A 21,415-nucleotide genomic window follows, 5' to 3' on the forward strand; every position below is an offset into this window, starting at 1 on the left:
CGCGCCGATCAGTGTCCAGGACAGCAGCACGCCGGCTGCCGAACCGGCCCCGACCGTCGCCCCGGCAGCGCCGGCCAGCAGCGCCGAGCAGGCGCCGCTGTAACTTCGCCAGTGTCTGCTACGTTGTTTTGACAAGCGTCATTGTCATTTTTCTTTCATCACGGCACTTTAGGCTCGTTGACGAATCAATGACATGAATGAGAAACGACGGAGCAGATGATGGACGACTATCAAGAAGAACTACTCGAATACCGCGCCATTGAGCTCGACCCGGTCGAGCCCGCTGAAGACGCCACCGAGCTGTAATCAGCCGGTACGCCGCTGGCTGCGGCGAAACTCGCCCGGGGTGATGCCGTTCCAGCGCTTGAACGCGCGTTGAAAGGCCTCTGCCGAGGCAAACCCGAGTAGATAGGCAATCTCGCCGAAGGCCAGCTCCGTGTCGCGAATGTAGGTCATGGCCAGGTCGCGCCGGGTATCGTTGAGGATCGCGCGAAACTGCGTGCCTTCCTCGGCCAGCTTGCGCCGCAGGGTCCAGGTCGGCAGTTGCAGGTGCCTGGCCACTTCCTCCAGATCCGGTTCTCGTCCACCGTTCAGCAACGGCCCCAGCAGATGGGCGATGCGCTCGCCCAGGCTGCGTATCCGCGTGCGCTGTTCAAGCTCGGCCTCACACAGTTGCAGCAGGTGCTGCCAGGTGCTCGGGCAGTGCGCGGGGTTGCGCAGGGCCAGGTTGGCGCGGCTCAGGCGCAGCTGATTGGTGCCTGCGCCGAACTGCACCGGGTTGCTGCTCAAGGCCTGGTAGTGGGCGGCGTAGGCAGGCGCGTCGAATTCGATCTCGACCCGTTCTGCCAGCAGGGTCACCCCCGCCAGGCTCGACAACTGCGCCAGCCAGCCGGCCAGCAGTGAGTCCACCACGAAGCGGTTGTAGACGTTGTACGGGCTGATCGAGTAGAAACGCAGCCAGGCGCCGCCACTGTCTTCGTGAAAGCTTGAATGCCCGCGGTAATTGGCCGCATACAGTGGTTCGAAGCGCAGCAAGGTGCGCGCGGCTTCGCCCACGGTCGGCGCTTGTGCCGCCGTGACGCCGGCCAGGCCTGCCTGGCCGAGGCGGCTGATATGGCCCATGTGCAGGCCCAGGGCCGGATCGCCGGTCAGCTCGATGGCGGCATGGCCCAGGTGCATGTAGCGCGGGATCGACAGGCGCGCCCCCGGTTCGGCCAGGCGCGCCGGGTCCAGGCCGTAGCGGGCGAGCAGGGGAGAGGGATCGATCCCGCGTTGCTGCAGGGTTTCACTCAGCGGCTGAATGAAACCGACCGACAGGTCGCCCAAGCGCACACGTGGGCGATTCATGCGTTTACAACCAGACGTTCAGCAGGCGCGCACCGGGGCTGGCAGTGCCGCCCAGGTTCACCCCGTTGAGCTGGGCAAAGCCCTGGCCATCGGCGGCCTGGTCCCAGAAGCGCCCGCGCAGGAACACACTCATGCTGCTGACCTTGGCGGTGTTGGCCTCCAGGGTCAGGCGCTGCCAGGCGTCGCGTTCGCTCACTTCGCCCGGCTTGAGCGTCAGCGACGAGGCCAGGGGTTGGTGGCGGTTGCCGCGCCATGGCGCGCTCCAGCTGTTGTGGCCGCTGAGGAACACCGGGTTGGCGACGATCTGGGCAAACTGGTTGACCAGTTGCTGCTGGTTGCTCGGGTACCAGCTGTCGCTGCCGATCAGCACGCCAAGGCGCCCGGCAGGGGTTTGCAGTACCTGTGGCGGTTGATCGGTGCCGCTGCTGATAAAGCGCCGCACTTCGCTGTCGGGGTGCTGTTGGCGCTGCGGCTGGCCAAGCACCGAGCCGTCGCTGGCGAAGACCAGGCTGGCGTTGTACAGGGCACCGGAGCCGATCCGCAGGGTACCGCGCTCGACATAAGGTTCAGGCAAGACGATAGAGCCCGCCACCAGGGTCACGCCGAACTCCTTGGCCAGGCCCCCGAACAACTGCTGGTAATCCTCGGCCATCTGCCCGGCTTTCATTCGCAGGTGCGCATCGGCACGGCGGTCGTCGCCTTCGGCGCCGAGCATGGCCAGGCCGTAGCGCAGCGGGTTGCTCAGCTCCAGCCACTGCAGGGCTTCGCGGCGCTCAGTGACCTGGTACAGCTCGTTTTTCTCGCCACGGGCCCACAGCCAGGTGCCGATGTGCTCGGGCAGGATGACGATGGTCTTGGCATTGACCAGGCCTTGGGCGCGGGCGTGTTCAAGGTAGGCGGCCAGCTTGCGGTGCAGGCGTTGCAAGCTTTGGTAGTCGCCAGGGAACAGTTGCGGCTCGACCCCCAGCAAATTGCCGTGATCGGCCGGCACGCCTTCGCTCAGGGCCAGCTCGATGCGCAGGTCCGACAGGTAGTGCCCGGCCGGGCGCTGCTCGGTCCAGAACCCGTAGCCACTCAGGGCGGCAATGACAACCAGCGCCAGGGCGCTCAACAGGAGTTTTCGCATGAAACGGGACAGCGCCGACAAGGGATTCGGCCCCTAGGGTAGACCCCGCGCGCAGTAGGATCAATAACTTGTCACTTTCGGTCATTGAGCCGCGCCCGCTGGCTCTTTAATGTCGGCCTCAGATAACTGACGGGCCCCGCCAGCCTTGGCGAGGCGCCTGCATTCCGTGATTACGCCTGTTGTGGAGTTGACTATGGCCGCCGCTCAATACCCGCATTTGCTCGCCCCGCTGGACCTGGGTTTTACCACCTTGCGCAACCGCACGCTGATGGGCTCGATGCACACGGGCCTTGAAGAAAAAACCGGCGGTTTCGAGCGCATGGCGGCCTACTTTGCCGAGCGCGCCCGTGGCGGCGTCGGCCTGATGGTGACCGGTGGCATCGGCCCGAACGTGGAGGGCGGGGTGTATTCCGGCGCGGCCAAGCTGAGCACGCCGGAAGAAGCCGATAAACACCGCATCGTCACCCAAGCGGTGCATGAAGCCGGTGGCAAGATCTGCATGCAGATCCTCCACGCCGGTCGCTATGCCTACAGCCCCAAGTCGGTAGCGCCGAGTGCCATCCAGGCGCCGATCAACCCGTTCAAGCCACGCGAGCTGGATGAAGAGGGCATCGAGAAACAGATCCAGGACTTCGTCACCTGCTCGCTGCTGGCGCAAAGCGCCGAGTACGACGGCGTCGAGATCATGGGGTCGGAAGGCTACTTCATCAACCAGTTCCTCGCCGCCCACACCAACCAGCGTACCGACCGCTGGGGTGGCAGCTACGAGAACCGCATGCGCCTGGCGGTAGAGATCGTGCGCCGGGTGCGTGAAGCGGTAGGGCCGAACTTCATCATCATCTTCCGCCTGTCGATGCTCGACCTGGTCGAGGGCGGCAGCAGCTGGGAAGAGATCGTGCAGCTGGCCAAGGCCGTGGAGCAGGCTGGTGCGACCCTTATCAACACCGGTATCGGCTGGCACGAAGCGCGGATCCCGACCATCGCCACCAAGGTGCCGCGCGCGGCGTTCAGCAAGGTCACCGCCAAGCTGCGCGGTGCGGTGCAGATCCCGCTGATCACTACCAACCGCATCAACACCCCGGAAGTCGCCGAGCAGATCCTTGCCGAAGGCGATGCCGACATGGTCTCGATGGCGCGACCGTTCCTGGCCGACCCGGAGTTCGTCAACAAGGCCGCCGCCGGGCGTGGCGACGAGATCAACACCTGCATCGGCTGTAACCAGGCCTGCCTGGACCACACCTTCGGCGGCAAGCTGACCAGCTGCCTGGTCAACCCGCGCGCCTGCCATGAAACCGAGCTCAATTACCTGCCGGTAACCCAGGTCAAGCGTATCGCCGTAGTGGGCGCCGGCCCCGCCGGCCTGGCTGCTGCCACCGTGGCAGCCGAGCGCGGCCATGAGGTGACCCTGTTCGATTCGGCCAGCGAGATCGGCGGCCAGTTCAACGTGGCCAAGCGCGTGCCGGGCAAAGAGGAGTTCTACGAGACCCTGCGCTACTTCAAGCGCAAGCTGCAGACCACCGGCGTCGAGCTGTGCCTGAACACCCGCGTCGATGCCGAGCAACTGGCGGCGGGCGGCTTTGACGAGATCATCCTCGCCACCGGTATCGCTCCGCGGTTGCCGGCCATCCCCGGCATCGAGCACGCCAAGGTGCTGAGCTACCTGGACGTGCTGCTGCAGCGCCAGCCGGTAGGGCAGAAGGTCGCGGTGATCGGCGCTGGCGGTATCGGCTTTGACGTCTCCGAGTACCTGGTGCACCAGGGCGTGGCCACCAGCCAGGACCGCGAGGCGTTCTGGAAGGAATGGGGCATCGATACCCAGCTTGAAGCCCGCGGTGGTGTGGCCGGCATCAAGGCCGAACCCCATGCGCCAGCGCGCCAGGTGTTCCTCCTGCAGCGCAAAAAGACCAAGGTCGGCGATGGCCTGGGCAAGACCACCGGCTGGATTCACCGCACGGGCCTGAAGAACAAGCAGGTGCAGATGCTCAACAGCGTCGAGTACCTGAACATCGACGACGCCGGCCTGCACATTCGCATCGCCGAGGGCGAGCCGCAGGTGCTGCCGGTGGATAACATCGTCATCTGCGCCGGCCAGGACCCGCTGCGCGAACTGCAGGACGGCCTGGTCGCCGCCGGCCAGTCGGTGCACCTGATCGGCGGTGCCGATGTCGCCGCCGAGCTGGATGCCAAGCGCGCCATCAACCAGGGGTCGCGCCTGGCCGCCGAACTCTGACTGGCGCAGCGCGGCGGGCTGCCGGGCCCGTCGCGCTGTTACACTGCGCTGCCCTGGCAGCCCTGTTGTGCCCCTCCCATGATCGGCAGATTCGACGACCTTCCTCTCGCGCCCCTGCAACCCTTGCCCCTGAGCTGGCTGCGCCCGCATGGCGTGGAGCTGGCGGTGTTGCGCCTGGACCTGATCGACCCGCTGATCAGCGGCAACAAGTGGTTCAAGCTGCTTGAACACCTGCGAATCGCCCAGGCCCAGGGGGCGCCTGGGGTGATCAGCCTTGGCGGTGCCCATTCCAATCACTTGCATGCCCTGGCAGCCGCCGGCAAGCGTTTCGGCTTTGCCACCGCAGGCCTGCTGCGCGGGCACGCGCAAGACACACCGACGGTGCGCGACCTACAGGCCTTTGGCATGCAACTGCATTGGCTGGGGTATGGCGGCTATCGCGAGCGTCATCAGCCGGGTTTCTGGCAACCCTGGCAGGCGCTTTACCCCGGCTGGCATTGTGTCGCCGAAGGCGGCGGCGGGGTCCTGGGCGCCAAGGGCTGCGCCTTGATCGTCGAGCAGGCGCACGGGCAATTGGCGGCGCTGGGCTGGGCGGATTATCACGGCTGGTGGCTGGCGGCAGGTACCGGTACCACCCTGGCCGGGTTGGTGCTGGCGGAAGCGGGCAGGCACGAGGTCCATGGTGCCTTGGCAGTGCCGCTGGACCATGGCGTGCCCGAGGCGGTGCAAACGTTGGTGGGCAAGGCCGGTTACCGCTTGCATGAGGCCTGCCGTGGCGGCTTTGCCAAGGTCGATGACGAACTGTTGGCGTTCTTGGCCGAGTGCGAGGCGCAGTCGGCGATGCCGCTGGAGCCGCTGTACACCGCCAAAGCCTTGCTGGCGCTACGTCGGGAGGTCGAAGCCGGGGCCTTTGCCCCTGGTACCCGGCTTATCTTCCTGCACAGCGGCGGCCTGCAGGGCCGCCGCGGTTTTGCCTAGTTGTTGCGTGGCAACATGCGCAGCAGGGTGTTATCGCGCTGCACGTAATGATGGTACAGGCCTGCGACCGCATGCAGGCCGATCAGCCAGTAGCCCCAGGTGCCGATACGCTCGTGCCAGCCCTTGATGAATTTGGCCTGGTCCGGGTCCGGGGCGATCAGCGCCGGCAGCTCGAAACCGTAGAACGGGATCGGTTTGTTGGCGGCGCTGAGCAGCAGCCAGCCGGCCAGCGGCAGGCCGATCATCAGCAGGTACAGGGCCAGGTGCATCAGGTGCGCCAGGCCTGTCTGCCAGGCCGGTGGCGCCGGAATGATCGCTGGGGTCGGGCGACCCAGGCGCAGGGCCAGGCGTAACCAGACCAGCACGAACACGCTCAGGCCCAGCATGAAGTGCAGGTCTTTCATCAAGGCGCGTTCGGCGCTGTCCTTGGGAAACATGCCGCGCAGTTCGATAAAGGCGTAGACCGCCGCCAGCAGCACCAGCATCAGCCAGTGCAGGGCAATCGACAGGCCACTGTAGCGGGCCTGGTTTTGGCTCAGAGTCATGGGTGTTCCTCATCATCAGGTCGAAGTCCGCGCTCTTCTGGCGCAGTCAGCTAACTGTAACCGCTTGCCAGCCGGTTACCCGGGCATTGCAGCAGAAATTCATCACGGCCGTCTTGATCTGTCGCTAGAATCCGGCGCTTGTGCCCCACTATTTTGCAAGGTTTGTACTTCATGCTGATGGCATCTTTGATTTTCCTGCTGACCATTACCCTGGTGATCTGGCAGCCCCGTGGCCTGGGCGTGGGCTGGAGCGCCACGGGCGGGGCGCTGCTGGCGTTGCTTTGCGGGGTGGTGCAGTGGAGCGATATCCCGGTGGTCTGGCACATCATCTGGAACGCCACAGGCACCTTCATCGCCCTGATCATCATCAGCCTGCTGCTCGATGCCGCCGGCTTCTTCGCCTGGGCGGCGTTGCATGTGGCGCGTTGGGGACGCGGCAGTGGCCGGCGCTTGTTCTGCTACATCGTGCTGCTGGGGGCACTGGTGTCGGCGCTGTTCGCCAATGATGGTGCGGCGCTGATCCTTACCCCGATCGTGGTGGCCATGCTCCTGGCCCTGCGCTTCAGCCCGGCGGCGACCCTGGCGTTCGTCATGGCCGCAGGCTTTATCGCTGATACCGCCAGCTTGCCGCTGGTGGTGTCGAACCTGGTCAACATCGTCTCTGCCGACTTCTTCGGTATTGGCTTCAACCGCTACGCGGCGGTGATGGTGCCGGTCAACCTGGTCGCCGTGGCGGCCACCCTGGCAGTGCTGCTGTGGTACTTTCGCCGCGACATTCCGCGCAACTACGACCCGCTGCAACTGGATGCGCCGCGCAGCGTGGTGCAGGACCCGGCGACCTTCGTCGCCGGCTGGCTGGTGCTGATGATCCTGCTGCTGGGTTGCTTTGCCCTGGAGCCGCTGGGCATTCCGATCAGCGCGATTTCTGCAGTGTGCGCCCTGGTGTTGCTGCTGGTGGCGGCGCGCGGGCACAAAATCTCCACGCGCAAGGTGCTCAAGGAAGCGCCCTGGCACATCGTGGTGTTCTCCTTAGGCATGTACCTGGTGGTCTACGGCCTGCGCAATGCCGGGCTGACCGATTACCTGGCCGGCTGGCTCGACGGTTTTGCCATGGGCGGGGTGTGGGGAGCGGCGCTGGGCACCGGGCTGCTGACCGCGGTGCTGTCGTCGATCATGAACAACCTGCCGACGGTGCTGATCGGCGCCTTGTCGATCGATGCCAGTACCGCCACGGGTGTGGTCAAGGAGGCGATGATCTACGCCAACGTGATCGGCAGCGACCTGGGGCCGAAGATCACCCCGATCGGCAGCCTGGCGACCCTGCTGTGGCTGCATGTGCTGGAGCGCAAGGGGGTGAAGATTGGCTGGGGGTATTACTTCAAGGTCGGGATCGTGCTGACGGTGCCGGTGTTGTTGCTGACCTTGGTGGCGCTGGCGCTGCGGTTGACTGTGGTCTAGAGGTGGCCTGATCGCGGGTCAAGCCCGCTCCCACAGTGGATCTGTGTGCATGTGGGAGCTGGCTTGCAAAACCCGTCACCCTGGCAGGTTCGGCCATAAGTCCGAGACCAGAAACAACCGCTCGGTTTCCTCCCACTCGCCACGCTCACCCTCGACCAGCCGCACCAGCAACTGCGCTGGCGCCAGCGGGTCCAGCGCCTGCAACCAGGTCTCGAAGCGCTGTGCCGACCAGCAGTCCTGCGCCGGGTAACAGGCCGGCGCCAGCCAGGCATGGCGCGGCAATGGCTGCCAGCGACCAGGTGCACTCTGGGCACGGAACGCTGCCCAGTCACGCTGGTGCAACCATCGCCCACGCAAGTGCTGTGGGTTGGCCCCGCGCGGCGCTTGCGCCTGTCCCGGCCAGGGGTACAGCAGGTAGCCGCCCAGCCACAGCTGCGCACTGAACTGCTCGATCTCCAGCGCCGCCAGCGCTTCGCGGCTTTCGCTACGGGCCGATATCGGCAGTTGATGCTCGGCCAGGTGCGCAAGCTTGCGGTCCAGGCGATCGTGACAACCCGGCCCCAGCCACTGCGCCGGGTTGTCGTCGGTGCCGTGCTGCGGGCCCAGGTACAGCTTGATTGCCAGTTCCAGGTGGTGCACGCCGTCACTGTCGCGCAGCAGCAGGTCCAGCTCGCCGAGGGTATGCCCGCCGTTGCGGATCGGCAGGTTGGCGGCCAGTAGGGTCACGCCCGGGGCATGCTGGAGGACAAACTGCCATAGACGTTCGTAGTACAGCCCCAGGCGCCGGGTGCTGGCCTGGGTCAGCCAGTACAGCAGGGCGTGGCTGTCACGGTCCTGCTCGAGCAGCCACTGCTGCAGCCGTTCTGGCTCGGCCACCCAACGGCTGGCGGCCAGTGGATGACGCTGCGGCCACGGCGTGTCGCGCAGCATCGGCGGCGCGAGAATGACCCAGGCCAGGTCGCGCACCTGAGGCTGGCGCAACTGGCGGGGCAGGTCGATCAGGCTGGGAAACGGGTTCATTCAGCGAGCATAGCCGCTAAGCCTGCGCGCCTGGCGAATTTCTCCGGCGTTTGCCGCTGCACGGCGCTTTCGCCCATAATCGAACTCTTTGGCGAGCATCGCCTTTTTACCCGCCGTAGAGCCCTGGAGCCCCATGGAGCAATTTCGCAATATCGGTATCATCGGCCGCCTCGGCAGCTCCCAGGTGCTCGATACCATTCGCCGACTGAAAAAATTCCTGCTGGAGCGGCATCTGCACGTCATCCTTGAGGACACCATCGCCGAAGTCCTGCCCGGCCACGGCCTGCAGACCTCAACGCGCAAGCTGTTGGGCGAAGTCTGCGACCTGGTGATCGTCGTCGGTGGCGACGGCAGCTTGCTCGGCGCCGCCCGCGCCCTGGCCCGACACAACATTCCGGTGCTGGGTATCAACCGTGGCAGCCTGGGCTTCTTGACCGATATCCGCCCCGATGAGCTGGAAGTGAAAGTCGCCGAGGTACTCGACGGCCATTACCTGGTGGAAAACCGTTTCCTGCTGCAGGCTGAAGTCCGCCGCCACGCCGAAGCCATCGGCCAGGGCGACGCCCTCAACGATGTGGTGCTGCACCCGGGCAAGTCGACGCGGATGATCGAATTCGAGATCTACATCGACGGCCAGTTCGTCTGCAGCCAGAAGGCCGATGGCCTGATCGTCGCCACCCCGACCGGTTCCACCGCCTATGCGTTGTCGGCGGGCGGGCCGATCATGCACCCCAAGCTCGACGCCATCGTCATCGTGCCGATGTACCCGCACACCTTGTCCGGGCGGCCGATCGTGGTCGACGGCAACAGCGAGCTGAAGATCGTGGTGTCCAAGGACCTGCAGATCTACCCGCAGATTTCCTGCGACGGCCAGAACCATTTCACCTGTGCACCGGGCGACACCATCACGGTGAACAAGAAGCCGCAGAAGCTGCGCCTGATCCACCCGCTGGATCACAATTACTATGAGGTATGCCGGACCAAGCTCGGCTGGGGCAGCCGCCTGGGTGGTGGAGGCGAGTGATGCTCGATCCCGCTCGCAGTTTCGACCTGATCGGTGACGTGCACGGTTGTGCGCACACCCTCGAACGCCTGCTCGATGCCCTCGGCTACAAGCGCCAGGGCGGCGTCTGGCGTCACCCGTCGCGCCAGGCGCTGTTCCTCGGCGACATCATCGACCGTGGCCCGCGGATTCGCGAAGCGCTGCACATCGTCCATGACATGGTCGAAGCCGGCCAGGCCTACTGCATCATGGGCAACCACGAGTACAACGCCCTGGGCTGGAACACCCCGGCGTTGCCCGAGAGCGGCAAGCATTACGTGCGCGAGCACACCCCGCGCCATGGGCGGCTGATCTACGAGACCCTGACCCAGTTCGAACAGCACCCGGGCGACTGGCAGGACTTCCTCGAGTGGTTCTACGAGCTGCCGCTGTTCATCGACGCAGGACGTTTTCGCCTGGTGCATGCCTGCTGGGACGCGCGCCTGATCGAGCCGCTGCGCCAGCAGTACCCGGACGGGCGCATCGACGAGCATTTCATCCAGGCTTCGGCGGTGCCGGAGAGCTTTGCCGCCACGGTCTGCAACCGCCTGTTGCGTGGCACCGACATGCGCCTGCCGGACGGTTTGACCCTGACCGGGGGCGACGGCCTGACCCGCGCGTTTTTCCGCACCAAGTTCTGGGAAGAAGACCCGCAAACCTACGGCGATATCGTCTTCCAGCCCGATGCGCTGCCCGAGCAGGTAGCCAACGCGCCGCTCAGCCACAGCCAGAAGAACGCCTTGCTGCGCTACAGCGAGGACGAACCGATGCTGTTTGTCGGCCATTACTGGCGCAGCGGCAAACCAGCGCCGATCCGCGCCAACCTGGCCTGCCTGGACTACAGTGCGGTGCTGTACGGCAAACTGGTTGCTTACCGTCTGGATGCTGAAACCCGCATCGACCCACGCAAGTTCGTCTGGGTCGATGTCGACCGGCCGGAGGCCAGCCAATGACTGTAGTGGAGGTATTACGCATGCCGCTGAGTACCGATCTCAGCGGTTTTGTCGGCCTGTTACGGCGCCTGCAGGTGCCGCACCGGGTCAGCGAGGAGGGCGGCGACCTGGTGTTGTGGGTGGCCGAGGACTTCGCCGAAGACGTGCGCGAGCTGTATCAGCGCTTCCCAGAGGGCAATGCGGAGTTTGAATTGCCGGCCGACACCGCCCTGGCGCCACCGGCACAGCCAAGCGTCGGCGAGCAGTTGCGCGCCAGCAAGGCCACGGCGGCGATCCTGCTGCTGTGCCTGATCGTCGCCGGCCTCACCGGGCTTGGCGACAACTTCGCCACCTTGAGCTGGCTGACCTTCCTCGATTTTCGCGTGCAGGGCGATTACCTGTACTTCACCCCGCTGGCCGCAAGCCTTGCCGATGGCCAGTGGTGGCGCCTGTTCACACCGATGCTGGTGCATTTCGGCATCCTCCACCTGGCCATGAACGGCCTTTGGTACTGGGAGCTGGGCCGGCGCATCGAGCTGCGCCAGGGCCCGTGGAACCTGCTCGGCATGACCCTGCTGTTCAGCCTGGTGTCCAACGCCGCCCAGTACCTGTTTGGCGGCCCGAGCCTGTTCGGCGGCCTGTCGGGGGTGCTCTACGGTTTGCTCGGGCATGTCTGGCTGTACCAATGGCTGGCGCCCAACCCTGTGTATCGCATGCCGCGCGGCGTGCTGGTAATGATGCTGGTCTGGCTGTTGCTGTGCCTGTCCGGTTTGATCAGCCTGCTCGGCTTCGGCCAGATCGCCAACGCCGCTCATGTCGGCGGGCTGTTGGTCGGTTGCCTCAGCGGGCTCTTGGGCGGGGCGCTGGCCCGGCGTAAACTGACCGCTTGATTTTGGGAGACGTTATGTCCACTTTTGCGCAAATGATTGAAAACATCACCCCGGAAATCTACCAGAGCCTGAAACTGGCCGTGGAACTGGGCAAATGGGCAGACGGGCGCAAGCTCACCACCGAGCAGAAAGAGCTGTCGCTGCAGGCGGTGATCGCCTGGGAACTGCAGAACCTGCCCGAGGAAGAGCGCACCGGTTACATGGGGGCGCAGGAATGCAGCTCCAAATCGGCACCGGTGGCGAACATCCTGTTCAAGTCGGATGCGATCCATTGATCGAACTCGGCCGCGGCTCCATCAGCAAAATGTCGGCGCGCCTCGACGCGTCGATGGTGCAGTACGCTTTTCGCCTGGGCGAGCAGGAAGTGCCGGTCAACCCCTTGATCGGCAAGACCGTGCGCCTGGAATACCTCGGTGCCATCCATTGCAGCCACTGCGGGCGCAAGACCAAGACCAGCTTCAGCCAGGGTTACTGCTACCCGTGCATGACCAAGCTTGCGCAGTGCGATGTGTGCATCATGGCCCCGGAAAAATGCCATTACGATCAGGGCACCTGCCGCGAACCCGCGTGGGGCGAGCAGTTCTGCATGACCGATCATGTGGTGTACCTGGCCAACTCCTCGGGCATCAAGGTCGGCATCACCCGCGCCAGCCAGCTACCGACGCGCTGGCTTGACCAGGGCGCCAGCCAGGCGCTGCCGATCGTGCGGGTTGCCACCCGCCAGCAATCGGGGCTGGTCGAGGACCTGTTCCGCAGCCAGGTCGCCGACCGCACCAACTGGCGCGCCTTGCTCAAGGGCGATGCCGAGGCGGTCGACCTGCTGGCCGTGCGTCAGCAGTTGTTCGACAGCTGCGCCGAGGGCTTCAGCGCCCTGCAGACGCGATTCGGCCTGCAGGCGATCCAGCCGCTGACTGACGCCGAGGTGCTGGAAATCCGCTACCCGGTCGAGGCCTACCCAAGCAAGATCGTCAGCTTCAACCTGGACAAGAATCCCGTGGCTGAAGGCACGCTGCTGGGCATCAAGGGCCAGTACCTGATCTTCGACACCGGCGTGATCAATATTCGTAAATACACGGCGTACCAGCTCGCCGTGCATCAGTAAAAAAGGACCGCCACATGCGTACCGAACAGCCGCAAGTGATCTACCTCAAGGACTATCAGGCCCCCGAGTACCTGATTGACGAGACGCACCTGACCTTCGAACTGTTCGAGGACCACAGCCTGGTCCACGCGCAGCTGGTCATGCGCCGCAACCCGGCCCGTGGTGCTGGCCTGCCGCCGCTGGTGCTCGACGGCCAGCAGCTGGAGCTGCTCAGTGTGGCCCTGGACGACCAGGCCCTGGCTGCCGGCGACTACCAGCTTGACGATAGCCACCTGACCGTACAGCCCAAGGCTGCGACCTTCACCCTCGACACCAGCGTGAAGATCCACCCCGAGAGCAACACGGCCCTCGAAGGCCTGTACAAGTCCGGCAGCATGTTCTGCACCCAGTGCGAGGCCGAAGGGTTTCGCAAGATCACCTACTACCTCGACCGCCCGGACGTGATGAGCGCGTTCACCACCACGGTGATCGCCGAGCAGCATCGCTACCCGGTGCTGCTGTCCAACGGCAACCCGGTCGGCAGCGGCCCACAGGACGACGGCCGGCACTGGGCGACCTGGGAAGACCCGTTCATGAAACCGGCCTACCTGTTCGCCCTGGTCGCCGGTGACCTGTGGTGCGTTGAAGACAAGTTCACCCGCCAGTCGGGCCGTGACGTGACCCTGCGCATCTATGTCGAGCCGGAAAACATCGACAAGTGCCAGCACGCCATGACCAGCCTGAAGAAGTCCATGCGCTGGGACGAAGAAGTCTACGGCCGTGAGTACGACCTGGACATCTTCATGATCGTTGCGGTCAACGACTTCAACATGGGCGCCATGGAAAACAAGGGCCTGAACATCTTCAACTCCAGCTGCGTGCTGGCCCGCGCCGAAACCGCCACCGACGCCGCCCACCAGCGGGTCGAGGCGGTGGTCGCCCACGAATACTTCCACAACTGGTCGGGCAACCGCGTGACCTGCCGCGACTGGTTCCAGCTGTCGCTCAAGGAAGGCTTCACGGTGTTCCGTGACTCCGAATTCAGCGCCGACATGAACTCGCGTACGGTCAAGCGCATCGAGGATGTCGCCTACCTGCGTACCCACCAGTTCGCCGAAGATGCCGGGCCCATGGCCCACGCCGTGCGCCCTGACAGCTTTATCGAGATCTCCAACTTCTACACCCTGACCGTGTACGAGAAGGGTTCGGAAGTGGTGCGCATGGTCCGCACCCTGCTTGGTGCCGAGGGTTTCCGCAAAGGCAGCGACCTGTACTTCGAGCGTCATGATGGCCAGGCGGTGACCTGCGATGACTTCATCAAGGCCATGGAAGACGCCAACGGCGTCGACCTGAGCCAGTTCAAGCGCTGGTACAGCCAGGCCGGCACGCCGCGCCTGGCGGTCAGCGAGGCCTACGACAGTGCTGCGCAAACCTACAGCCTGACCTTCCGTCAAAGCTGCCCGGCAACCCCGGACAAGGTCGAGAAAAAACCGTTCGTGATCCCGGTGGAACTGGGCCTGCTCGATGCCCAGGGCAACGATATCGCCCTGCGCCTGCAAGGCGAGGCGGCTGCGGTCGGCACTTCGCGGGTGCTGTCGGTGACCGAAGCCGAGCAGACCTTCACCTTCGAAGGCGTTGCCGCCAAGCCGCTGCCATCGTTACTGCGTGGTTTCAGCGCACCGGTCAAGCTGAGCTTCCCCTATGACCGCGACCAGCTGATGTTCCTCATGCAGCATGACAGCGATGGCTTCAACCGCTGGGAAGCCGGCCAGCAACTGTCGGTGCAGGTGCTGCAGGAGCTGATCGCCCAGCACCAGCAGGGTGCCAAGCTGGTGCTTGACCAGCGCCTGGTGACCGCGTTGGGCACGGTGCTGGCCAACGAGCAACTGGATCAGGCCATGGTCGCCGAAATGCTTTCGCTGCCCAGTGAGGCCTACCTCACCGAAATCAGCGAAGTGGCCGATGTCGATGCCATCCACGCCGCCCGCGAGTTCGCCCGCCAACAGATCGCCGAGCAGCTGTTCGAGGCCCTGAATGCACGTTACCAGGCCAACCGCGGGGTATCGCGTGGCACCGAGTACCTCGCCGAGGCCGAGCACTTTGCCCGGCGCAGCCTGCAGAACATCGTGCTGTCGTACCTGATGCTCAGCGCCAAGCCTGAAGTCCTGGCCGCGACCCTGGAGCAGTTCGACGCCTGTGACAACATGACCGAGCGTCTCACCGCGCTGGCCGTGCTGGTCAATTCGCCGTTCGAAGCCGAGCGGGCCAAGGCCCTGGAGAGCTTTGCCGAGCACTTCAAGGACAACCCGCTGGTCATGGACCAGTGGTTCAGCGTGCAGGCGGCCAGCACCCTGCCGGGCGGCCTGGCCCGGGTCAAGGCACTGATGCAGCACCCGGCGTTCACGATGAAGAACCCGAACAAGGTCCGCGCCCTGGTCGGTGCCTTCGCCGGGCAGAACCTGGTCAACTTCCACGCTGGCGATGGTTCGGGTTACCGCTTCCTGGCGGACCTGGTGATCGAGCTCAACGCACTCAACCCGCAGATCGCGTCGCGCCAACTGGCGCCGCTGACCCGCTGGCGCAAATACGACAGCGCGCGTCAGGCGCTGATGAAAGGTGAGCTGGAGCGCATTCTGGCTAGCGGTTCGCTGTCCAGTGATGTGTATGAGGTCGTGAGCAAAAGTCTGGCTTGATGGCCTCATCGCGGGTCAAGCCCGCTCCCACATTTAGTGTGGGAGCGGGCTTGACCCGCAATTGCTTCCCCGCAAATCCCCCCCGCTTAACAAAAGATAACGTCCCGTTCGTTGTCAGTCCTTTGCAAACCCCGATAGGATGGCTCTCAGCTATTGCGGGGCTCTGGAACACGGTTTTTGGCAGTACCTGCATATAGATTGACCCAAATAACAATAAAGGGGGATAGATCTATGACTGAGCCTGTCATGGCGGGTCTCGGCGGTGCTGCGCGTAAAGCCGGCAGTCGCCCTTGGGCATTGGCCGCCAGCGGCTTGCTGGTAGCGGCAATCGGGCTTTGGGCCAACACGGTCGAGGCTGCAGCCGCTGCAACCGATGTCTACTCCACCGAATCGTCCAAGGCGGTAAACAGCCTGCTGCTGGACGTCACCAAGGCCGGCGCGCGCCTGGTCGCTGTCGGTGATCGCGGCCATATCCTGTTTTCCGATGACCAGGGCAAGACCTGGACCCAAGCCAAGGTACCGACCCGGCAACTGCTCACGGCGGTCTATTTTGTCGACGACCAGCACGGCTGGGCGGTCGGCCACGATGCGCAGATCCTTGCCAGCACTGACGGTGGCGCCACCTGGAGCAAACAATTTGAAGACCTGGCGCGCGAAGCGCCGTTGCTCGACGTCTGGTTCAAGGAGACCCAGCACGGCTTCGCCGTGGGTGCCTACGGCGCATTGCTGGAAACCACCGACGGCGGCAAGACCTGGAACGAGGTCGGCGATCGGCTGAACAACGAAGACCAGTTCCACCTCAACGGTATCGCCGCGGTGAAAGACGCCGGCCTGTTCATCGTTGGCGAGCAGGGCAGCATGTTCCGCTCCAGCGACGACGGTCAGACCTGGGAAAAGCTCGAAGGCCCCTATGAAGGCTCGCTGTTCGGTGTCACCGGCACCGCCCAGCCGCGTACCTTGCTGGCCTACGGATTGCGCGGCAACCTCTACCGCTCCACGGATTTTGGCGATAGCTGGCAACAGATCGAATTGAAAGCCGCGCGCGGCAACCTCGAATTTGGCCTGGCAAGCGCTACGCTTCTCGATGATGGCAGCCTGGTACTCGTGGGCAATGGCGGCAGTGTGTTGCGCAGCAGCGACGACGGCCAGAGCTTCAGCGTGTTCAACCGGGCCGATCGCATCGCCCTGGCCGGCGTCAGCGGGCTGAGTGGAGGGCGCCTGGTGCTGGTAGGCCAGGGTGGCGTGCACCTGGCTTCGGCCCAGGGCGCCGAAGGAGTGCAGCCATGACCGGTCAGGAGCAGTTCAACATGAACCAGCAACACCATCAGGACAAGACAACTTTGCTCGAACGCCTGATCTTCAACAATCGCCCGGTGGTGATCCTCATCTGCTTGCTGGTCAGCGTGTTCCTGTTCTGGCAGGCCACGCAGATTCGTCCTTCCACCAGTTTCGAAAAAATGATCCCGCTCGAGCACCCCTTCATCGAGAAGATGCTCGAGCACCGCAATGACCTGGCCAACCTCGGCAACACCGTGCGCATCTCGGTGGAGGCCACCGACGGCGATATCTTCAGCAAGGAGTACATGGAAACCCTGCGTCAGGTGCATGACGAGGTGTTCTACATTCCCGGCGTCGACCGTTCCGGGCTGAAGTCGTTGTGGAGCCCCAGCGTGCGCTGGACCGAAGTGACCGAAGAGGGCTTTGCCGGTGGCGAAGTCATCCCGCAGACCTACAACGGCTCGCCGGAAAGCCTCGACAAGCTGCGTAACAACGTGCTCAAGTCCGGGCAGGTCGGGCGCCTGGTGGCCAACAACTTCAAGTCGAGCATCATCGATATTCCGCTGCTGGAGTCCTATCCCGACCCGCAGGACCAGGGCAAGCTGATCAAGCTCGACTATCAGCAGTTCTCCCATCAGCTGGAAGAGAAGATCCGCGACAAGTTCCAGGCCCAGAACCCCAATGTGAAGGTACACATCGTCGGCTTCGCCAAGAAGGTCGGTGACCTGATCGACGGCCTGATGATGGTGGCGATGTTCTTCGGGATCGCGCTGGTGATCACCTGGGTGCTGCTGTACTGGTTCACCTGGTGCATCCGCAGCACCATCGCCGTGTTGATCACCACCCTGGTGGCGGTGGTCTGGCAACTGGGGCTGATGCACGCGGTGGGCTTCGGCCTTGACCCGTACTCGATGCTGGTGCCGTTTTTGATCTTCGCCATCGGCATCTCCCACGGGGTGCAGAAGATCAACGGCATCGCCTTGCAGTCCAGCGATGCCGACAACGCCCTGACCGCCGCGCGGCGTACCTTCCGCCAACTGTTCCTGCCGGGGATGATCGCCATTCTCGCCGACGCCGTGGGCTTCATCACCCTGTTGATCATCGACATCGGCGTGATCCGCGAGCTGGCCATCGGTGCGTCGATCGGTGTAGCCGTGATTGTCTTCACCAACCTGATCCTCCTGCCGGTGGCGATCTCCTATGTCGGCATCAGCAAGAAGGCCATCGAGCGCAGCAAGAAGGACGCCACCCGCGAGCATCCGTTCTGGCGCCTGCTGTCCAATTTTGCCAGCGCCAAGGTGGCGCCGGTGTCCATTGTCCTGGCCTTGCTGGCCTTCGGTGGCGGTCTCTGGTACAGCCAGAACCTGAAGATCGGCGACCTCGACCAAGGCGCGCCGGAGCTGCGTCCGGACTCGCGCTACAACCAGGACAACGCCTTCATCATCGACAATTACTCGACCAGTTCCGACGTGCTGGTGGTGATGGTCAAGACCCCGACCGAAGGCTGTTCGGTACACGCGACCATGGCGCCGATCGACGAGCTGATGTGGAAGATGGAGAACACCCCTGGGGTGCAGTCGGCGATCTCGCTGGTGACCGTGTCCAAGCAGATGATCAAGGGCATGAACGAGGGCAACCTGAAATGGGAAAGCCTGTCGCGCAACCCGGACGTGCTCAACAGCTCGATCTCCCGTGCCGACGGCCTGTACAACGCCGACTGCTCGCTGGCGCCGGTGCTGATCTTCCTCAACGACCACAAGGCCGAGACCCTCGATCGTGCGGTCAAGGCGGTGCAGGAGTTTGCCGACAGCCATAACAAGGAAGGCCTGGAATTCCTCCTGGCTGCCGGTAACGCCGGTATCGAGGCGGCCACCAACGAAGTGATCAAGTCGGCCGAGCTGACCATTTTGATCCTGGTGTACATCTGCGTGGCGGTGATGTGCATGATCACCTTCCGCTCCTTCGCCGCGACCCTGTGCATCGTCCTGCCGCTGGTGCTGACCTCGGTGCTGGGCAACGCGCTGATGGCCTACATGGGCATCGGCGTCAAGGTCGCGACCCTGCCGGTGGTGGCACTGGGCGTAGGCATTGGCGTGGACTACGGCATCTACATCTACAGCCGCCTGGAGAGCTTCCTGCGCGCCGGGTTGCCGCTGCAGGAAGCCTACTACCAGACCCTCAAGTCCACCGGCAAGGCGGTATTGTTCACCGGCCTGTGCCTGGCCATCGGCGTGTGCACCTGGATCTTCTCGGCGATCAAGTTCCAGGCCGACATGGGCCTGATGCTGACCTTCATGCTGCTGTGGAACATGTTTGGTGCGCTGTGGCTGCTGCCGGCTCTGGCGCGGTTCCTGATCAAACCGGAGAAAATGGTGGGCAAGGAGGGCGGTTCGATTTTTGCCCATTGACCGCTGCTGTCATCGGGGCTACTTCGTAGCCCATCGCCGGCAAGACCGGCTCCCACAGGTGCGCATTACCTGTGGGAGCCGGTCTTGCCGGCGATGCTTTTGACGATCAGGTATCATGGGGGTTTTCCCGCCAGTGATCTTCCTGCAATGACAACCCTCTCCCAAGCCCTCGAATCCAGCAACATGCTCCTGATCGACGGCCTGCACGCCTTTGACTTCACCTTCGACGAAACCGGCCTGAGCATCGAGCTGATGGATGGCCGTGCCTTGAAAAAATACAAGTTCTCCCCCGAGCAGATCGGCGCCGCCCGGCTTGAAGGTACCGACTGGCTGGTCGCGGCCGAGACTGGCGAGCATCGGCTAGTCTGTATGAGTGCCTTTAGTGCCTGCGATGAGGAAGACGATGACGCGCCTGCTGAAGAACCTGCTGATCGCCAGTAGCATGAGCCTGACGCTCACCGCCCAGGCCCACGACCTGCTGGTCGGCAGCTATACCGCAGGCAGCAGCGAAGGTATCTACCGCTACCGCTTCAACAGCGACAGCGGCCAGATCGACCCTGCGCCGCTGCAGATCCTCATGAGCGAAAACCCGTCCTGGCTGACCCTCTCGGTGGACAAGCGCCTGCTGTTTGCCGTCAACGAGAACGGCGCCGGCAACGGCCAGGTCAGCAGTTTTGCGATTGGCAAGGACGGCAACCTCAAGGCGCTGAACCAGGTGCCAAGCCAGGGCGATGAACCAACCCATTCCAGCCTCAGCCAGGACCAACGCTACCTGTTCGTCGCCAATTACGGCGTGTTGCCTGCCCCGGGCGGCAGCCTGAGTGTGTTGCCGGTGGGGCGTAACGGCTACCTGCAAGCCTCGGTGCAACAAGACCGGCACAAGCCCAGCGGCGTCAACCCGGAGCGCCAGACCGGGCCCCATGTGCACTCTGTGGTGTCATCGGACGACGGCAAGTACGTGTTCGCCAGCGACCTGGGGGCCGACAAGGTGTTTGTCTACCGCTACGACGGCGCCAGCCCCACGCAACCACTGAGCGCGGTCGAGCCGGTTAGCCTGCCACCGGGCAGCGGGCCGCGGCACCTGCTGTTTGACCGCGATGGCAAGCATGCCTACCTGACCCTGGAGATGAGCGCCCAAGTGGTGGCCTTCGATTATCAGGACGGCAAGCTGGTGGAGCTGCAGCGCCTGCCATTGACCGAGCAGAACGATGCCTCGGCCAAGGCGGCGGGGGCATTGCACCTGTCGGCCGACGGGCGCTTTCTGTATGTCAGCAACCGTGGCACGGCCAACGAGCTGCTGGTGTTTGCCGTGGATGACAAGAGCGGCAAGCTGATGCAGGTGCAGCGGCGCAGTGTCGAGGGCGATCACCCGCGGGAATTTACCCTCGACCCTACCGGCAAGTACCTGTTGGTGGCCAATCAGAAGAGCAACCAGATCGTGGTGATCCGCCGTGATCCACGCAGTGGCCTGCTGGGCGAAACCGTACAGAAGCTGGCCCAGGATGCGCCGTCGGACCTGAAGTTCGTCAACTGACTATCAATTGCCTTGATGTTGGCTACTGCTGCAATGAATTTCTGTGCGCCGCGCCAGCGGCGTAAGTTTGAACCACGGCCCCAAGCGGCCACTTCAAACCACAGACTTCGAGGTCAGCGCCATGAACTTCAACCTTTTCCCGGTCATCGCCGCTTCCGCCATTTCTGCTTCGGTGGTCCTGCCGGCCAACGCCCATGTCGAGCTCAGCGAGCGTAAATCGTCGACCCAGAGCTATACCCAGAAATACCTGCAACAAAGTGCCAACTTCTACGCTGCGCTGGACCACAAGTCGCAGCATTGAGCGTGTAGATTTTTCTGGTAATAGCATATCGCCATGTGATTGAATTTGACGCTAATTTATTGACGTCAGGGGATAACACATGAAATGGCGAATTCTGGCGGTGTTGCTGTTCCTCTATTCTTCGCCGATTCTGGCGCTGTAGCTTCTGGCCTCATCGCTGGCAAGCCAGCTCCCACAAGGGCCCTGTGGGAGCTGGCTTGCCAGCGATGGGTTCAACGCGCCATGATCGCCTTGAACAATGCCGACTCCAGCCACCTCTGCAACCATGCCCGCAAGTGCGGGTAGGGCGCGTGGGCGAACCACTCAGGCTCCACCCCGGCAAACTGGCGCATCAACGGCAACAATGCCGCGTCAGCCAGGCTGGGATGGTCCGCGAACAGGTACGCCTGCTGCGCCAGTCGCGCATCCAGTTCCACCAACCAGCTTTCGGCCTGGGCCCGGTAATGTTCCCGTGAATGCTGCGGATAGCGTTCGGCGTACTTGTACAGGTTGACCTGGGCCTTGAACTCGCGATCATTGCGTGCGATCAGCGCATCAGCGGCTTTTGCCGCC

19 protein-coding genes are annotated in these 21,415 nt (G+C 63.8%); 14 read left to right on the top strand and 5 right to left on the bottom strand.

The genetic code is table 11. The annotated features are described in order from the left end of the window. Positions 1-306: 306 nt before the first annotated feature. Both UW3_RS0114780 and UW3_RS0114785 read right to left on the bottom strand, forming a co-directional pair. A complete protein-coding gene (locus UW3_RS0114780; RefSeq protein WP_010223274.1) occupies positions 307-1,347 on the bottom strand; it encodes an AraC family transcriptional regulator in 1,041 nt (346 codons plus the stop codon). 4 nt (positions 1,348-1,351) lie between these two features. Next, positions 1,352-2,473, bottom strand: a complete 1,122-nt coding sequence (locus UW3_RS0114785) for a nitrilase-related carbon-nitrogen hydrolase (RefSeq protein ID WP_010223275.1) — start codon at positions 2,471-2,473, stop codon at positions 1,352-1,354. A 193-nt stretch (positions 2,474-2,666) separates the two neighbouring features. On the opposite strand from UW3_RS0114785, the gene UW3_RS0114790 reads away from it, so the two are divergent. After that, the gene (locus UW3_RS0114790; protein ID WP_010223276.1) at positions 2,667-4,703 is read left to right on the top strand and encodes an NADPH-dependent 2,4-dienoyl-CoA reductase; all 2,037 of its coding nucleotides are present in this window, start codon (positions 2,667-2,669) and stop codon (positions 4,701-4,703) included. 78 nt (positions 4,704-4,781) lie between these two features. Then, positions 4,782-5,681, top strand: a complete 900-nt coding sequence (locus tag UW3_RS0114795) for a 1-aminocyclopropane-1-carboxylate deaminase/D-cysteine desulfhydrase (protein WP_010223277.1) — start codon at positions 4,782-4,784, stop codon at positions 5,679-5,681. Here the strand turns inward: UW3_RS0114795 and UW3_RS0114800 are convergent. Next, the gene (locus UW3_RS0114800) at positions 5,678-6,226 is read right to left on the bottom strand and encodes a cytochrome b (protein WP_010223278.1); all 549 of its coding nucleotides are present in this window, start codon (positions 6,224-6,226) and stop codon (positions 5,678-5,680) included. The two genes, UW3_RS0114795 and UW3_RS0114800, sit on opposite strands and share 4 nt — an antisense overlap. A 171-nt stretch (positions 6,227-6,397) precedes the next feature. Here UW3_RS0114800 and UW3_RS0114805 point away from each other — a divergent pair, with 171 nt between their 5' ends. Beyond that, positions 6,398-7,684 (top strand): arsenic transporter, encoded by a 1,287-nt coding sequence (locus UW3_RS0114805; protein ID WP_010223279.1) that lies wholly within the window; start codon positions 6,398-6,400, stop codon positions 7,682-7,684. Between the two features lie 75 nt (positions 7,685-7,759). On the opposite strand, the gene UW3_RS0114810 is transcribed toward UW3_RS0114805, so the two are convergent. Beyond that, the gene (locus UW3_RS0114810; RefSeq protein WP_010223280.1) at positions 7,760-8,704 is read right to left on the bottom strand and encodes a DUF1853 family protein; all 945 of its coding nucleotides are present in this window, start codon (positions 8,702-8,704) and stop codon (positions 7,760-7,762) included. 133 nt (positions 8,705-8,837) lie between these two features. Between UW3_RS0114810 and UW3_RS0114820 the strand changes: the two genes are divergently transcribed. The 11 genes from UW3_RS0114820 to UW3_RS0114870 all read left to right on the top strand — a co-directional run bounded on the left by UW3_RS0114820 (position 8,838) and on the right by UW3_RS0114870 (position 20,863). Next, positions 8,838-9,728 (top strand): NAD(+) kinase, encoded by an 891-nt coding sequence (locus tag UW3_RS0114820; protein ID WP_010223281.1) that lies wholly within the window; start codon positions 8,838-8,840, stop codon positions 9,726-9,728. After that, a complete protein-coding gene (locus UW3_RS0114825) occupies positions 9,728-10,699 on the top strand; it encodes a metallophosphoesterase (RefSeq protein ID WP_010223282.1) in 972 nt (323 codons plus the stop codon). Before UW3_RS0114820 ends, UW3_RS0114825 begins: the two co-directional genes overlap by 1 nt. Further along, positions 10,696-11,568, top strand: coding sequence for a rhomboid family intramembrane serine protease (locus UW3_RS0114830; protein ID WP_010223283.1), 873 nt, complete (start codon positions 10,696-10,698; stop codon positions 11,566-11,568). Before UW3_RS0114825 ends, UW3_RS0114830 begins: the two co-directional genes overlap by 4 nt. A gap of 14 nt (positions 11,569-11,582) precedes the next feature. Next, positions 11,583-11,843, top strand: a complete 261-nt coding sequence (locus UW3_RS0114835; protein WP_010223284.1) for a YeaC family protein — start codon at positions 11,583-11,585, stop codon at positions 11,841-11,843. Then, positions 11,840-12,670, top strand: coding sequence for a DUF2797 domain-containing protein (locus tag UW3_RS0114840; RefSeq protein WP_026001334.1), 831 nt, complete (start codon positions 11,840-11,842; stop codon positions 12,668-12,670). The genes UW3_RS0114835 and UW3_RS0114840 overlap by 4 nt, the downstream gene beginning before the upstream one ends. Before the next feature lie 14 nt (positions 12,671-12,684). After that, the gene (gene pepN, locus UW3_RS0114845; protein ID WP_010223286.1) at positions 12,685-15,342 is read left to right on the top strand and encodes an aminopeptidase N; all 2,658 of its coding nucleotides are present in this window, start codon (positions 12,685-12,687) and stop codon (positions 15,340-15,342) included. Positions 15,343-15,573: 231 nt separating this feature from the next. Next, entirely contained in the window at positions 15,574-16,629 is a 1,056-nt protein-coding gene (locus UW3_RS0114850) for a WD40/YVTN/BNR-like repeat-containing protein (protein ID WP_010223287.1), read from the top strand. Between the two features lie 20 nt (positions 16,630-16,649). After that, positions 16,650-19,028 carry an efflux RND transporter permease subunit gene (locus UW3_RS0114855; protein ID WP_026001336.1) on the top strand — a complete coding sequence of 793 codons (2,379 nt, stop codon included), beginning with the start codon at positions 16,650-16,652 and terminating at the stop codon, positions 19,026-19,028. Positions 19,029-19,175: 147 nt separating this feature from the next. Next, on the top strand, positions 19,176-19,469 hold the full coding sequence (locus UW3_RS0114860) for a DUF5629 family protein (RefSeq protein ID WP_010223289.1): 294 nt from the start codon (positions 19,176-19,178) through the stop codon (positions 19,467-19,469). Further along, positions 19,432-20,562, top strand: a complete 1,131-nt coding sequence (locus UW3_RS0114865; RefSeq protein WP_010223290.1) for a lactonase family protein — start codon at positions 19,432-19,434, stop codon at positions 20,560-20,562. Before UW3_RS0114860 ends, UW3_RS0114865 begins: the two co-directional genes overlap by 38 nt. A 121-nt stretch (positions 20,563-20,683) precedes the next feature. After that, positions 20,684-20,863, top strand: a complete 180-nt coding sequence (locus tag UW3_RS0114870) for a hypothetical protein (RefSeq protein ID WP_010223291.1) — start codon at positions 20,684-20,686, stop codon at positions 20,861-20,863. A gap of 212 nt (positions 20,864-21,075) precedes the next feature. Here the strand turns inward: UW3_RS0114870 and UW3_RS29600 are convergent. Further along, a partial coding sequence (locus UW3_RS29600) for a glutathione S-transferase C-terminal domain-containing protein (protein WP_010223292.1) occupies positions 21,076-21,415 on the bottom strand: 340 nt, incomplete at its 5' end.

It is taken from the genome of Pseudomonas donghuensis (assembly GCF_000259195.1).
GTDB classification, from domain to species: Bacteria; Pseudomonadota; Gammaproteobacteria; order Pseudomonadales; family Pseudomonadaceae; genus Aquipseudomonas; species Aquipseudomonas donghuensis.

Bases quoted from the DNA above. Each gene is read 5' to 3' on its own strand.
- UW3_RS0114780 (WP_010223274.1), bottom strand. From the start codon at position 1,347: ATGAATCGCCCACGTGTGCGCTTGGGCGACCTGTCGGTCGGTTTCATT.
- UW3_RS0114785 (WP_010223275.1), bottom strand. From the start codon at position 2,473: ATGCGAAAACTCCTGTTGAGCGCCCTGGCGCTGGTTGTCATTGCCGCC.
- UW3_RS0114790 (WP_010223276.1), top strand. From the start codon at position 2,667: ATGGCCGCCGCTCAATACCCGCATTTGCTCGCCCCGCTGGACCTGGGT.
- UW3_RS0114795 (WP_010223277.1), top strand. From the start codon at position 4,782: ATGATCGGCAGATTCGACGACCTTCCTCTCGCGCCCCTGCAACCCTTG.
- UW3_RS0114800 (WP_010223278.1), bottom strand. From the start codon at position 6,226: ATGACTCTGAGCCAAAACCAGGCCCGCTACAGTGGCCTGTCGATTGCC.
- UW3_RS0114805 (WP_010223279.1), top strand. From the start codon at position 6,398: ATGCTGATGGCATCTTTGATTTTCCTGCTGACCATTACCCTGGTGATC.
- UW3_RS0114810 (WP_010223280.1), bottom strand. From the start codon at position 8,704: ATGAACCCGTTTCCCAGCCTGATCGACCTGCCCCGCCAGTTGCGCCAG.
- UW3_RS0114820 (WP_010223281.1), top strand. From the start codon at position 8,838: ATGGAGCAATTTCGCAATATCGGTATCATCGGCCGCCTCGGCAGCTCC.
- UW3_RS0114825 (WP_010223282.1), top strand. From the start codon at position 9,728: ATGCTCGATCCCGCTCGCAGTTTCGACCTGATCGGTGACGTGCACGGT.
- UW3_RS0114830 (WP_010223283.1), top strand. From the start codon at position 10,696: ATGACTGTAGTGGAGGTATTACGCATGCCGCTGAGTACCGATCTCAGC.
- UW3_RS0114835 (WP_010223284.1), top strand. From the start codon at position 11,583: ATGTCCACTTTTGCGCAAATGATTGAAAACATCACCCCGGAAATCTAC.
- pepN (WP_010223286.1), top strand. From the start codon at position 12,685: ATGCGTACCGAACAGCCGCAAGTGATCTACCTCAAGGACTATCAGGCC.
- UW3_RS0114850 (WP_010223287.1), top strand. From the start codon at position 15,574: ATGACTGAGCCTGTCATGGCGGGTCTCGGCGGTGCTGCGCGTAAAGCC.
- UW3_RS0114855 (WP_026001336.1), top strand. From the start codon at position 16,650: ATGAACCAGCAACACCATCAGGACAAGACAACTTTGCTCGAACGCCTG.
- UW3_RS0114860 (WP_010223289.1), top strand. From the start codon at position 19,176: ATGACAACCCTCTCCCAAGCCCTCGAATCCAGCAACATGCTCCTGATC.
- UW3_RS0114865 (WP_010223290.1), top strand. From the start codon at position 19,432: ATGACGCGCCTGCTGAAGAACCTGCTGATCGCCAGTAGCATGAGCCTG.
- UW3_RS0114870 (WP_010223291.1), top strand. From the start codon at position 20,684: ATGAACTTCAACCTTTTCCCGGTCATCGCCGCTTCCGCCATTTCTGCT.